This window comes from Shewanella psychropiezotolerans, from assembly GCF_007197555.1.
GTDB lineage: Bacteria > Pseudomonadota > Gammaproteobacteria > Enterobacterales > Shewanellaceae > Shewanella > Shewanella psychropiezotolerans.
The window spans coordinates 1,555,336-1,567,533 of record NZ_CP041614.1; the positions used below are offsets into that span (position 1 = coordinate 1,555,336).

Annotated in this window: 11 protein-coding genes; 7 read left to right on the forward strand and 4 right to left on the reverse strand. The window is 44.6% G+C overall.

The window, feature by feature from the left end; all coding sequences use genetic code 11:
- Positions 1-21: 21 nt before the first annotated feature.
- Together FM037_RS06905 and deoD are read left to right on the forward strand one after the other, a co-directional pair.
- Entirely contained in the window at positions 22-1,239 is a 1,218-nt protein-coding gene (locus tag FM037_RS06905; RefSeq protein WP_144045394.1) for a phosphopentomutase, read from the forward strand.
- A 139-nt stretch (positions 1,240-1,378) separates the two neighbouring features.
- Positions 1,379-2,089 (forward strand): purine-nucleoside phosphorylase, encoded by a 711-nt coding sequence (gene deoD / locus FM037_RS06910; protein ID WP_144045395.1) that lies wholly within the window; start codon positions 1,379-1,381, stop codon positions 2,087-2,089.
- Positions 2,090-2,363: 274 nt separating this feature from the next.
- On the opposite strand, the gene FM037_RS06915 is transcribed toward deoD, so the two are convergent.
- Positions 2,364-3,029 carry a YtjB family periplasmic protein gene (locus FM037_RS06915; protein ID WP_144045396.1) on the reverse strand — a complete coding sequence of 222 codons (666 nt, stop codon included), beginning with the start codon at positions 3,027-3,029 and terminating at the stop codon, positions 2,364-2,366.
- 78 nt (positions 3,030-3,107) lie between these two features.
- On the opposite strand from FM037_RS06915, the gene serB reads away from it, so the two are divergent.
- A complete protein-coding gene (serB, locus tag FM037_RS06920; RefSeq protein WP_144045397.1) occupies positions 3,108-4,088 on the forward strand; it encodes a phosphoserine phosphatase SerB in 981 nt (326 codons plus the stop codon).
- Positions 4,089-4,336: 248 nt separating this feature from the next.
- Positions 4,337-5,266 carry an alpha/beta fold hydrolase gene (locus FM037_RS06925; protein WP_144045398.1) on the forward strand — a complete coding sequence of 310 codons (930 nt, stop codon included), beginning with the start codon at positions 4,337-4,339 and terminating at the stop codon, positions 5,264-5,266.
- Between the two features lie 31 nt (positions 5,267-5,297).
- On the opposite strand, the gene FM037_RS06930 is transcribed toward FM037_RS06925, so the two are convergent.
- A complete protein-coding gene (locus FM037_RS06930) occupies positions 5,298-7,709 on the reverse strand; it encodes a PilZ domain-containing protein (RefSeq protein ID WP_144045399.1) in 2,412 nt (803 codons plus the stop codon).
- A 330-nt stretch (positions 7,710-8,039) separates the two neighbouring features.
- Here FM037_RS06930 and radA point away from each other — a divergent pair, with 330 nt between their 5' ends.
- Entirely contained in the window at positions 8,040-9,413 is a 1,374-nt protein-coding gene (radA, locus tag FM037_RS06935; RefSeq protein ID WP_144045400.1) for a DNA repair protein RadA, read from the forward strand.
- A gap of 719 nt (positions 9,414-10,132) precedes the next feature.
- Here radA and FM037_RS06940 read toward each other — a convergent pair.
- Positions 10,133-10,423 carry a putative quinol monooxygenase gene (locus FM037_RS06940; protein WP_221937476.1) on the reverse strand — a complete coding sequence of 97 codons (291 nt, stop codon included), beginning with the start codon at positions 10,421-10,423 and terminating at the stop codon, positions 10,133-10,135.
- 96 nt (positions 10,424-10,519) lie between these two features.
- Positions 10,520-11,083, reverse strand: a complete 564-nt coding sequence (locus tag FM037_RS06945) for a cysteine hydrolase family protein (protein WP_144045401.1) — start codon at positions 11,081-11,083, stop codon at positions 10,520-10,522.
- A 99-nt stretch (positions 11,084-11,182) separates the two neighbouring features.
- Between FM037_RS06945 and FM037_RS29200 the strand changes: the two genes are divergently transcribed.
- A complete protein-coding gene (locus tag FM037_RS29200; protein ID WP_229381101.1) occupies positions 11,183-11,515 on the forward strand; it encodes a type 1 glutamine amidotransferase family protein in 333 nt (110 codons plus the stop codon).
- Positions 11,467-12,105 carry a GlxA family transcriptional regulator gene (locus tag FM037_RS06950; protein WP_229381102.1) on the forward strand — a complete coding sequence of 213 codons (639 nt, stop codon included), beginning with the start codon at positions 11,467-11,469 and terminating at the stop codon, positions 12,103-12,105. Before FM037_RS29200 ends, FM037_RS06950 begins: the two co-directional genes overlap by 49 nt.
- Positions 12,106-12,198 lie beyond the last annotated feature (93 nt).

Consider the following 12,198-nt stretch of genomic DNA (forward strand, 5'->3'; position numbering starts at 1 on the left):
TAGGCTGCGTAAGAGGTTTTTATGAAAAGAACAATCATCATGATGATGGACTCATTCGGTGTAGGAGCTGCAAGTGATGCAGCATCTTTCGGCGATATAGGATCCGATACTTTCGGTAGCATAGCTAAAGCTTGTGCCGAAGGTAAAGCCGATATCGGCCGTCAAGGACCACTTAAATTACCTAATCTTTGTCGTCTTGGTCTAGCCATGGCGGGTAAAGAGAGTACTGGTGAATTTGCCGCGGGTTTTAGTGACAATGTCGAAGTGATCGGCGCCTATGGGCATGCCGATGAGCTGAGCACAGGTAAAGACACGCCTAGTGGTCATTGGGAAATGGCGGGTGTGCCAGTCTTATACGAGTGGGGATACTTCTCCGATCTGACTAATTCTTTTCCGAAAGAGCTGACCGATAAGATTCTAGCCCGTGCTGGACTCGACAGCTACATGGGTAATTGTCATGCGTCTGGTACGGCGATATTAGAAGAGCTGGGCGAAGAGCATATGCGCAACGGCCAGCCTATCTTCTATACTTCGGCTGATTCAGTTTTTCAGATCGCCTGTCATGAAGAGTCATTCGGCCTAGAGAATCTTTACACTCTATGCCAAATTGCGCGAGAAGAGCTTGAGCCATATAATATTGGCCGTGTGATTGCGCGCGCCTTCGTCGGTACTTGTGCCAGCGATTTTGAGCGGACCGGTAATCGTCGTGATTATGCGGTAGAGCCACCTGCGAAGACGGTACTGGACAAACTTGCTGCCGATGGCGGGGAAGTGGTCAGTGTCGGCAAAATTGCCGATATCTACGCACACTGCGGCATTACCAAGAAGGTGAAGGCGACTGGCCTCGAAGCCTTGTTTGATGCAACGCTTGAGCAAGTTAAACAAGCGGGTGACAGAAGCATAGTTTTCACTAACTTTGTTGATTTCGACTCTCATTACGGTCATCGCCGCGATATCGCCGGTTATGCCAAGGCGCTGGAATATTTCGATTCCCGTATGCCTGAGATGCTTGAACTGCTCAACGAAGATGACCTGCTGATATTAACAGCCGATCACGGCTGTGATCCAAGCTGGAAAGGCACAGATCATACTCGTGAACGTGTGCCTGTATTGGCATTGGGCGCCGGACTCGAAGCCGGTTCTCTGGGACGTCGTAAGAGTTTCGCTGATATAGGTCAATCTATCGCAACTTATTTCAAGTTAGAGCCGATGGAATATGGCGAGTCTTTCGTTAAGTAATACATTTTAGTACTAAGTTGATATCGATTAGCTTAGTACTGCTTTTAAGTTTGGCGGTTTAGATGATGGCCGCCATAAATAAGACTTAATACTAATTTTAGTACTAGTTTAAGTTACAAATATATAAGGGGTTATATAGATGGCTACACCACATATTAATGCTGTTGACGGCGCATTCGCGGATACTGTTCTTTTTCCAGGCGATCCACTTCGCGCTAAATACATAGCTGAGACGTTCCTGGAGAACGTTGAGCAAGTGACTGACGTGCGTAACATGTTTGGTTTTACCGGTACTTATAAAGGCGTTCGTATCTCAGTTATGGGTTCAGGCATGGGCATTCCTTCTTGCTCTATCTATGCTACTGAACTTATCAGAGATTACGGCGTTAAGAACCTGATCCGTGTTGGAACTTGTGGCGCTGTTAGCACAGACGTTAAAGTACGTGACGTATTGATCGGTATGGGTGCAAGTACTGATTCACAAGCTAACCGTCTACGTTTCAAGGGCCAAGATTTCGCTGCTATCGCCGATTACGGTCTGCTTAGCGCTGTTGTTAAGGCTGCCGATGCTAAAGGTATTAAGTACCGCGTCGGTAACTTGTTCTCAGCAGATCTTTTCTACACACCGGATCCAGAGATGTTCGACGTGATGGAAAAGATGGACATTCTAGGTGTCGAGATGGAAGCTGCCGGTCTTTACGGTGTAGCGAAAGAGTTCGGTGCTAAGGCTTTATGTGTCGTTACTGTATCTGATCATATCCGTACTGGTGAGAAGACGTCTGCCGATGAGCGTCAGTCTACCTTCAACGAAATGATCGAAATGACACTAGAAGCGGCTATTACTCTGTAATTTCACTTTTAGTTGTTTATAATCCCCTCCATCGCTATCCGTGCGATCGGGGATAAGTACATTCATGTACAAAATAGGGGCTCATTAGAGCCCTTTTTTGTGTCTGACATTAAAGTCAAACGTTTAGACGAAGGCCTTCGACCTATCGTTGCAGGGACGGCTACGCCTGTACGACGTGCTTTTCCCTAGTGGAAAAGACAATAAGCTGTGTTCCAAAACTATGCTTAATTGTCTATTTACTTAGAACTTAGAACTCAAATCGAGTTCCTAGATTCTAGGAACTCGTCCCTTCTTCCTTTTTCACTTTATTCTTCTTCAACAGCTTTGGCTTCTTTCTTAATTTTGCGCGAGTCTTACGTCTGTCGAAATCGGCACGTTTAAATGACAGTGAACGGGACAATAGCATGCCTATCAGACCCGCTATGACGAGCATCATCTGCTGCTGTTCCATATGGATCTGATGGGCTTCTTTTATCTCATTGAAGAAGAGTCTGGGTTCCAGTCTCACCTCGATAAAACCCAAGTTATTACCATCTTGGGTTACCGCTTCGACATAAGGTGGGTAGCGTTCCAATAGCTGGCTCAACTCCTGTGAGTCTGGCTCCAACTCCTCATCGGTAACGCTCTGGGCAAATGCTAGCCTCTGTCCGTCCTCACTGAAAATGCTGGCTGACATCACCTTAGGGTCTAAAACCAGTGTGCTGGCTAACCATTGTAGCTGTTCATCATTTTGCAGTTGCAGCGCCGGAGCTGCGCCATAAGCCGTTTGTTGAACCAGTAATCTGGCCATCTTTTGTGTTTGGGACTTTAGAAGCTGCTGCCCTTGTAGTAGGCTAGTTTCCCACAACTGGATAAGACCCACGGCTAAGGTGATGGCTATTGCCATCTGCACTAGCCTGCTAATTCTATGGCTCTTTTTCAGACCTTTAAGAAAAAACACTATATACCTGTATTTTTGAAGGGTTTAGCTAATCATAATTGATTATTGCCTTGCCCGGTAGTTGGAGAAGCATTACTAATGAAAAGTCTGAGCCATACCTTGCTGTTTTCTTGGTTATCGAGTGGAGAAAATAACCGTTTTCAATATCAGAGTCAGACTTTGGCCAAGCATACGGAGACTCATGCTCCGCTCTGCGAGATGAGAATTCGTTGTGTCTTTGATAATAAATCAGATGAAGCTGCACTCGTCGCGGCCATAGGTCAGTTGCAGCAAGATTTGAGTTTAGCGATTATTGAGCGTAAAACTGGACTCAATTGCATCGAAATTTGTGCCGCTGAGCCACTAAATCAGGCACAGATGCAACTGATATCCTCCATCCAAGGGGTTGAGACCTTTCCTATTTCAGATAAGCAGGCGAAGTTAAATCAGCCTGGCCTTTTAGTGATGGACATGGACTCCACGGCGATAGAGATCGAGTGTATCGATGAGCTCGCCGTGATGGCCGGAGTCGGTGCAGCGGTTGCCGAAGTGACTGAGCGTGCCATGCAAGGCGAATTGGATTTCGAAGAGAGCCTGCGTGCGCGTGTGGCTCAGCTCGAAGGTGCCGATGAGAAGATCATTCAAGACTTGTGCGATCGGCTGCCCTTGATGCCCGGACTCGTCGAGTCAGTCGAAGAGTTACAGTCTTATGGCTGGAAACTCGTGGTGGCCTCCGGCGGCTTCACCCCTTTCGTTGGTCATCTGAAACAGCTTCTGGGTTTAGATGCCGCATATGCAAACGAGTTGGTTATCAAACAAGGTAAACTTGCCGGAACCGTTACCGGCCAGGTTGTCGATGCGCAATTTAAGGCCGACACTGTGCTCAGCTGCGCCGAGCGGTGGCAAATTCCTGTGGGTCAAAGACTCGCCATCGGCGATGGTGCCAATGATATCCCCATGATCGAGACCGCGGATTACGGTATCGCTTACCATGGGAAACCTAAACTCGAGCAGGCGGCCGATGTCGCCATCAGCAAGCTCAACCTTAAGGCTCTACCCTACTTGTTGCTACTGAGTTAGTGGGTAACATTAGTCTAGTGGTGTGAGATGTTATTTGGTCGGAAGGGAGGTTTATCTCTTCCGATCGAGTGTATTTGTATCGTATTTCATTTTTCGTTTAAAACTGTCCTCTATAACCTCTGATCACTTAGGTTTTCCTTCGTCGCTTGTTTGACTCGAGTCAGATTGAGTAATTGCGCTTGTTTTTTGTTTGTTGACTCAGTAATTTATTAGCTAGTTTAATCTCTATATAAAATAAGATATACGCCGTGGCTATTGAACAACACTCGATATTTATTCCCTATCTGGATGGGAAACTGCACCTTCGACAAATTAAGCCTGTGAATGCAGACATGAGCAAACCGCCAATATTCATGCTCCATGGTGCCATGTCTAACGGTCGGGTATTTTACAGTGACTCAGGTAAGGGCTTGGCCTGTTTTCTGGCAGAGTCGGGTTTTGTGGTATATGTGCTCGACACATATGGTCGTGGATTGAGTACGCCTAAATTACGGCGGGGATCTAAACTCGGTCAAGGTCAGGTCATTCGAGATCAGTTACCCTTAATACATCACTATATCGTTTCCCTGCATCCGAATAATCCACCCATTCACTGGTGCGGCCATTCGTGGGGCGGTGTGCTGATGGCCAGTGCCATATCCAGATTCCCGTTGTTCCAAGAGAGCATAGCTTCTCTGGTTACCTTTGGTACTAAGCGTAGCATCAAGATTAAATCCCTGAAAAAATGGATGATGGTCGATATCGGCTGGAACAAGGTGGCGCCGCTAATAGCTTGGTCTCATGGTTATCTGGCCGCCGACCGTTGGCGTATGGGGATGGATAATGAGAGTCGCTCCTCTCTGGCTCAGAGTATTGATTGGGTGCGCGGTGATTGGATCGATCACGATGATGGTTTCGATTATGGCAAAGCCGCCATCAACACGGCTAAGCAAGGCAAGTGGCCCAAAGCCTGGTTTATTGCCGGACTTGGAGACGAGGTGTTGGGACACCCAGAAGATGTGCTAAGAATGATTCAGGAATGTCAGTTCTCGGACGTTCGCTACACCTTGTTGTCAAAGGCTGAAGGTTATCGCCATGATTACGGTCATGCCGATATGTTGACTCACAGAGATGCAGCGGGTGATCACTTCGAGCAGGTAAAGATGTGGTATGAACAGTCTGAAGGGGCGAGTTCCTAGATCCTAGGAACTCATATTCTAGATAATTAATTTAACCAGCATCTGCTGTGAGGCCCGGCTCTGTCTGATGAAGCTGCGGGTATCTCAGTAATACTTCTTCTGTGATGTCCAGTAGTTCACCGACACCTATGATCCGCCACATTAGCTCTTCGAGCTTCTTGCATTTGTGATGAGCGTGAATGCCGATATATTCCATTTCACGTCGAATATAGTTGAGGTCGGGTTTTCCTGTCGCACCTCGGTAGATCCTGAGGGCCATAAACCGACCTAAATTATTGCTCTGGCGGATAAAGTGTTGTCTGGCATCGAGATCGCCTATCTCATCGGGTGAAATACACTTTACTCTGACTTTTCCCTGAGATTGTCTGGACACCTGCAGATAGGTTTCAAAGTATTCTAGGCCATCCTGGGGCTTAAGAGCGCGGATTGGATCGATAAAATCTCTCTTTAAACGACCATCTTTGAGCAATGACTCTAAGTTATATTCCAATGATTGGCTCGTTGAAGCGGCAAATATATCTGTGATGACATTCTTATGAGTACCGACTCCAATCATCGAGATTTTTGCCGATTTTTGTGTTTTTTCTACAAAATAGGGTACAGAGTCCAGGTGACGCATCAATAAGTTCTTTAAACCATCGGCGAGCTCTTTCTTCTCGCTGTTGGCTTCGGTGATCTTCTCTAACTTGTCTCTGTTATGAATGATGAGCTTATTGATAAACTCGACTCCGATATGGGGAGTATGTCCCATTACCGCAGCGAGATGAACTGTACCGCCTTTTTTACGGGTCTTGATCAATCGATAGGGAAGATGGCTGAGTTGAACCTTACCCGATATCTGCTGTAGCTTTGGAAATCCAAGGTGTATCGGCGCCGTTTTATCAAATTGAGTGGCTTCATCTAAGGTTAATTGTAGTCCCTTGCTCGATATATCATGGGTCGACCCCGTGATTGATAGCTTACCTTGGCTTAACTTCACCTGAGTCTTGAAGGAGTAGCGTGCCTCATTTCGGCGTTCACTGAACTGAAGCGAAAGCAGTTTTATCGGATTGCTTTTGACTTTCTGTTGTCCGAAAACTTTTAATTCATTAGCTTTGCTTTTACATATGTTGCCCCAAGACAGGTAATCTTGCTGGGATTCAGCAGTCGTGAGGTCCATAAGCTGTAGCACATGGGTAAAGCGTTTTAGCTGGGCTTCAGTTAGGGCGCTGTAATTGACGTCATCACCGGGGAGCATGGAGGCCTTGTAGGATTTTGCGTGATCGATCTCATGGTGTGCCAGCTTAAAGACTTTCCAGGAAGGCTTACTGGCACCGAAACTAAAGAAGAGTGCCAGTAAATCTTGCTGTTTAAGCTCGGCCAATGTCGCTGAATAGAAGTAGATGTGCCCTTGAGTATGAAAGGTAAAGCAAAAAAATAGTTGGTGGTCTTTATTTTCAGGCTCATTAAGCAGGGTTTTCAAGCGACTATCGGATAGCATCCCCGATAGCTGGCTAACATCATGTTCGTCTTGAAAGTAATACTGTAGTTGTTGGTTATCCCGACTGAGCAATTTATGGGTAATTTGATACGTATCCTCAATGGATTCAAGATACAGAGGCAAATGAGGCAGGTGAGGCAGATAGTGGCGTTCGAAGCCTAAGCCGGTAGCCGCCACTAGCACATCGTTGATATCGACTTTATATCTGAATTTATAGCCTCTGATCAGGTTAGATAGCATTTCTGATAGAGCGTCGGATCCACCGACACGTTTGAGCCGCAACCAGCAATATTCATTGCTGGTTTGTGTATCGACTATTTCGTAGTCGACTCCTTGTTGCAAGTCTTCATAATAATATTCTTCACCTAGTTCAAGTAACTTAACTCTGATGGGTTTATCCAGCTCGAAATGATGTTTTAGGGGGAGCCGAATTCTGGCTCCGCCGACAGACAAGTCTACCGTGATCCCTTGTATCTCTGTGCGGTTAGGCTGAAGTACCGAGATACGTATGCTGTAGTTCATTCTCTCTTCACTACGATTGAAATAACTGCCTAAGACAACCCCTTGTGCCAGGTAGGGAGCGAATGGAAGATCATCCTGGTTTTTCCCCCCCCTCAGTTTTAGCTTTCTGAGTTTGTGGGCTTCGATGACATTCTCATAAACACCTAAGGTGTACTGATCACGGTAGAGTGCCACCGATTCGAGGAAACTCTCTTTGGCTGGATCATCTAAGAAGTGCTGCTGCTTACCATGGATAAGTTCTTCACAGGGCAATTCAGATTTGTCTCTTAGATCTATGATGCGAGTGCAGAGCGAGGAGATGCGATTGAGCTCCATCTTGAGTAAGAAGCGAGTTGAATTCGATTCGTCTGTGGTCAGACTATCAAATAGCTCATGGAAATCGGGTTCCATTAGCAGGGGCTTGAGCTGTTCAATTAGGGCACTATGTTCGTCTAAACTCATCTACTCGCTTCTTCTTAGAGGGCTTATGCAATCGTATCTACTAGTCTTGTGGGCTGAAAACTAAGGCGGTTAATAGTATCATGTCGGCAAAATCTGGTATTACTTGATACTTAATAAGGCCAGTTATCGTATTTAAGTCGTTATTATTATTGACTAACACTGGTTATCTGTGTTGCCGTATATCGGCATACCCACTTAAGCCTCAAATAGTATGTGTTCATTCACTTTTATTTTAAGTCATTATTGGCTTTCGTTGTACGTTATTCTTCTTGAACTTATGGGTTAATTGTTAAGTTAACTCAATTTTTTAACTTATTGTAATAAAGAGCTATGGCTAAAAATAAAACAGCATTTGTATGTAATGAATGTGGGCAGGATTTTCCTCGCTGGCAGGGGCAGTGTAGCGCCTGTACCGAGTGGAATACCATCACAGAGGTACGCTTAGGGTCAATCAAGTCAGCGGGTTCTTCTGTGTCTGGTTATGCGGGTGCGGTTGGCGGTGGCTCTAAGAAACTCAACGAAATTAGAGAAGTCGAAGCCGAGAAGATGCTCACTGGCATTGGTGAACTAGACCGGGTGCTGTGTGGTGGTTTAACCACAGGCTCAGTGAATATTATTTCAGGTGACCCTGGAGCGGGCAAGACGACTCTGTTATCAGACCTTATATCTCGCATGTCCCAAGTGATGCCATCGCTATACTGTACCGCTGAAGAGTCCTTGTCACAGTTTAAGAATCGTGTGAATCGTCTTAAGTTAAGCTGTAATGAAGACAACTTGTACCTGATGGCTGAAACGAGCGTCGAAGCCATCATTGCCGAGCTCGATGCTAAGCAGATTAAATTTGCCGTCATCGACTCGATTCAGGCGGTCGTCACAGATCTCGCCAATGGGAGTCCAGGCTCCCCCTCTCAAGTGAAGAGCAGTGCTCAGGCGCTGACCCAATACTGTAAGCAAAATAACGTCACCATGTTCCTCGTGGCCCACGTCAATAAAAATAATGAAACTGCCGGCCCACAGACACTGATCCATATCGTGGATTGCCTCACTCATCTCGAGTGCAACGATGGTCAAATTCGTACCCTCAGAGCTAATAAGAACCGCTTCGGTGATGTCGATACTGTTGGTATCTTCAAGATGACTGAACGGGGCATGCTCAGTGTCGATAACCCCAGCGAGATTTTCCTCTCGGGTTCGACGACTGAATCTCCAGGAGCGGCGATCACCTGTATTCGCAAGGGTAACCGTAATTTGTTGCTCGAGATCCAGTGTTTAACCACGGAAACTGAAGGTGAGTTTCCGCAGCGAGTCTGTGTCGGCCTCAATATGAACCGTATTAAGATGCTGACTGGCATACTGCGTAAGCATACTCGAACTAAGATTTTTCATGATACCTACTTCAACTTAGTCGGCGGCTTGAAAATAGATGAGTCTGAAACTTGTATCGACTTGGCATTAGTCACCGCATTACTCAGTAGCTTAAATGATTTTGTGGTGCCCAGAACCACCTGCATCATGGGCGAGCTCAGCTTAAATGGTGATGTGCGCCCCATAGATAGCGGTGTACCTAGAGTGAAAGAAGCGGTGCAGCATGGTTTTACCGAGATCTATATTCCGCACCGCAACTATCATAAGTCGATGGAAGGGCTAGGGGCTAAGATTCATCCGGTGAAGACTATCCATGATTTTCTTGAGTTAATAAATTAACTCTACTAATTTTTTTTTGTGGCTTCATTTGGCAGGTTTGGTGTTAGTTTAGTTTATTGAAGTCCATAGCTTTAATTTAACCTATCATCTGCGGTGGCTGTTGTGTACGGATATACGTATGTCCGTACACATGGTCAGAGATGCTCCCTACACCTCGAGACATGTCTCATATCCTTATGGGATAGATGTGAATGACCTTATGTGCAAACACTTATGTGACGCTAAGCTTTTTATATTTAAAGGAAAAAGTGGTCCTGCAGCCTCTATGGCTGCGTCCCTACTGTAGAAGAGCACAGCCGCTTTACACCTCATTATTTATCTCTTCGATTAAAGTCTTCTTTTCTGAAATATGCAGGTTATAAGTCACTGTTGCGGTCATAGAACTGGCCTCTAAAAAATGCGGAGCAGCCCATAAACGTAACACCCTAAGCGGAGTTCATTTTATGAGTTCGCCCTGTCCAGAATCGGGTCGTGCTACTGCCGTAACCATTGAAGCATTTTGACATTGGCCGCGTTTGTTACCTAAAACACACCCTGATTATTTCCCCCCCGACGCCGGAAGAGGTGAAATCGCTGGGAAACCAGTATTGAGAGTCAATAGCATAACCCGATAGATGGGCGATCCTAATATCTTATTACCTTCTTTTCGATAGACACCATATGCCTCTCAAATAGAAAACAGATCATAACAAGGTAATTCAATATGTTTTTTAGCTAAGCTAAACTCCTTCAAGTACTTCATAAGTTATTATTTTAGGTGCTTGGACAAGGAAACTAAGTAGAATGGAAAAATCTCCGCTTTTCTCTCTCCAATCAAGATATTTTCCTAAGTGACTTTCAAGCTCCCAGTAAGCAATGATAATGAATTCACTCTCAGATAAACGTGAAGTCTCAACTCCTTTATTGCCAGGGAAACTCCTTGTTGCAGGTAATATTTTTTTAAAGAAAGACAGTAAAGCTTCTGATTGTCCTTCTTTTGCCTGAAATTCAAATGTTGTCATTTTCTGCATTGTTTATTGCCTTAACTATCAATATGAAATCTATTAACTTAAAACAGGGAAGCATAGCTTCCCTTGCACTTTGAATATTGTCAGTGGTTAGGGTTACTAACCAACTAAGTCTAATAATTTATCGGTACTGTCTACATTGCAATAACCAAAACTTAATGCCGCCATAAGAGCATGATGTACGTGACTGGCTGGTACTGTGATGCCATTAAACTCGAGATCCAATGTTGCGCATGCATCGTGAGCTACGTTGCATTCATAGCCCAAATCAACTGCTGCACGAGTAACAGCGTCAATGCACATATGACTCATTGCACCAAGGATAACTAATTTACCTACATTTAATTCATCAAGGATATTTTGTAACCCTGTACCTCGAAAGCTATTAATCTGATGTTTCAAGATAACGGGTTCCCCCTCAAGCGGTGCTACGCTGTTGTGAATTTTTGCACCTTCAGATTCAGGCAAAAAAAACGGCGCGTCAGACGAAGGAAACTCATGACGAACATGTATTACAGGCAAACCTTGCTTACGAAACGCTGTTAATAGCCTTGTTGCATTTGATGCGGCTGCTTCTGTGCCTGATAAAGGCCATTTAGCACCAGCATATGATGGGTAATAGTCATTTTGAAAATCAATGAGTAACAAAGCGGTATTAGACATAATCATCTCTCTTGTGTTGTTCAGGTTGTTTGTTGAGGCTATTATGCAAAACACCAATCAATTGTACCTATGGCGAAATAGCCAAAAATCAGTCTAAAAATGACAAAGTGTATTCATATCGTAATTATCGACTACCCTAATGCCCTGCAAAGTGCAGTACAGGGTTTCAGAGAGCTGTTTTTATTAGCCAATAAGGTCATTCAAGACAATCAGCTTGAAATTCAGTTTACTGTCGAGCTCATTCAACCTGACAGAGACTTAGATGGAATGAGTCGGCATGATATTGTTATTCTCCCGCCGAATTTCGATGGCAATTATTACCTCACGCCTCAACCAGGTTTATTGCAATATCTCAACGATGCGCATCAAAAGGGAGCAATATTATGCTCTGCCTGCGCGGGGCATATATACTTGCCAAAACGGGTTTGTTAGACAATCGAGTGGCTACAACACACTGGCAATTAGCTGATGAATTTAATGAACTTTTCCCCAAGGTATCGCTTGAAATTGAGAGTTTGCTTGTCAATGATGGAGATATAATTAGTGCAGGAGGCCTAATGTCGTGGATTGATTTAGGGCTAGAATTAGTTGCTCTTTTCGCCAAGCCACACATTATGCGTACACTTGGAAAATTTCTTATTGTTGATACTGGTAAAAGGGAGCAACGTTACTATGGCAGTTTTACGCCAAAATTTAATCACGGCAATAAACAAATATTGCAAGCTCAGCACTACATCCAAGCAAATTACAGTGAAACACTGAATGTTCCCGTGTTAGCCACATTAGCCTGTATGAGTGAGCGAACATTTTTACGTCAATTTACCAATGCAACAAACTTAAAGCCCATACAGTATATTCAGAAGGTTAGGGTTCAAAAAGCGTGTGAATTATTAGAAACTACTCCTCAGAGTTTTGAGAAAATAGCCCAGAATATTGGTTATGATGACGTAAATAGTTTTCGTAAAGTGTTTATAAAAATTATAGGGTTAAGTCCATCAGCATTTAAAGCTAGATTCGTTTGAATGGTCTGTGAATAGGTTTCTTAACTGATAAAGATATCCGCCCTACATGCTTTGCATGACTTGTTGCTGATGGATACAACCAAGTTGAAAGCT

Bases quoted from the DNA above. Each gene is read 5' to 3' on its own strand.
- FM037_RS06930 (WP_144045399.1), bottom strand. From the start codon at position 7,709: ATGAGTTTAGACGAACATAGTGCCCTAATTGAACAGCTCAAGCCCCTG.
- FM037_RS06940 (WP_221937476.1), bottom strand. From the start codon at position 10,423: ATGCAGAAAATGACAACATTTGAATTTCAGGCAAAAGAAGGACAATCA.
- FM037_RS06945 (WP_144045401.1), bottom strand. From the start codon at position 11,083: ATGTCTAATACCGCTTTGTTACTCATTGATTTTCAAAATGACTATTAC.
- serB (WP_144045397.1), top strand. From the start codon at position 3,108: ATGAAAAGTCTGAGCCATACCTTGCTGTTTTCTTGGTTATCGAGTGGA.
- FM037_RS06905 (WP_144045394.1), top strand. From the start codon at position 22: ATGAAAAGAACAATCATCATGATGATGGACTCATTCGGTGTAGGAGCT.
- radA (WP_144045400.1), top strand. From the start codon at position 8,040: ATGGCTAAAAATAAAACAGCATTTGTATGTAATGAATGTGGGCAGGAT.
- FM037_RS06950 (WP_229381102.1), top strand. From the start codon at position 11,467: ATGCTCTGCCTGCGCGGGGCATATATACTTGCCAAAACGGGTTTGTTA.
- deoD (WP_144045395.1), top strand. From the start codon at position 1,379: ATGGCTACACCACATATTAATGCTGTTGACGGCGCATTCGCGGATACT.
- FM037_RS29200 (WP_229381101.1), top strand. From the start codon at position 11,183: ATGACAAAGTGTATTCATATCGTAATTATCGACTACCCTAATGCCCTG.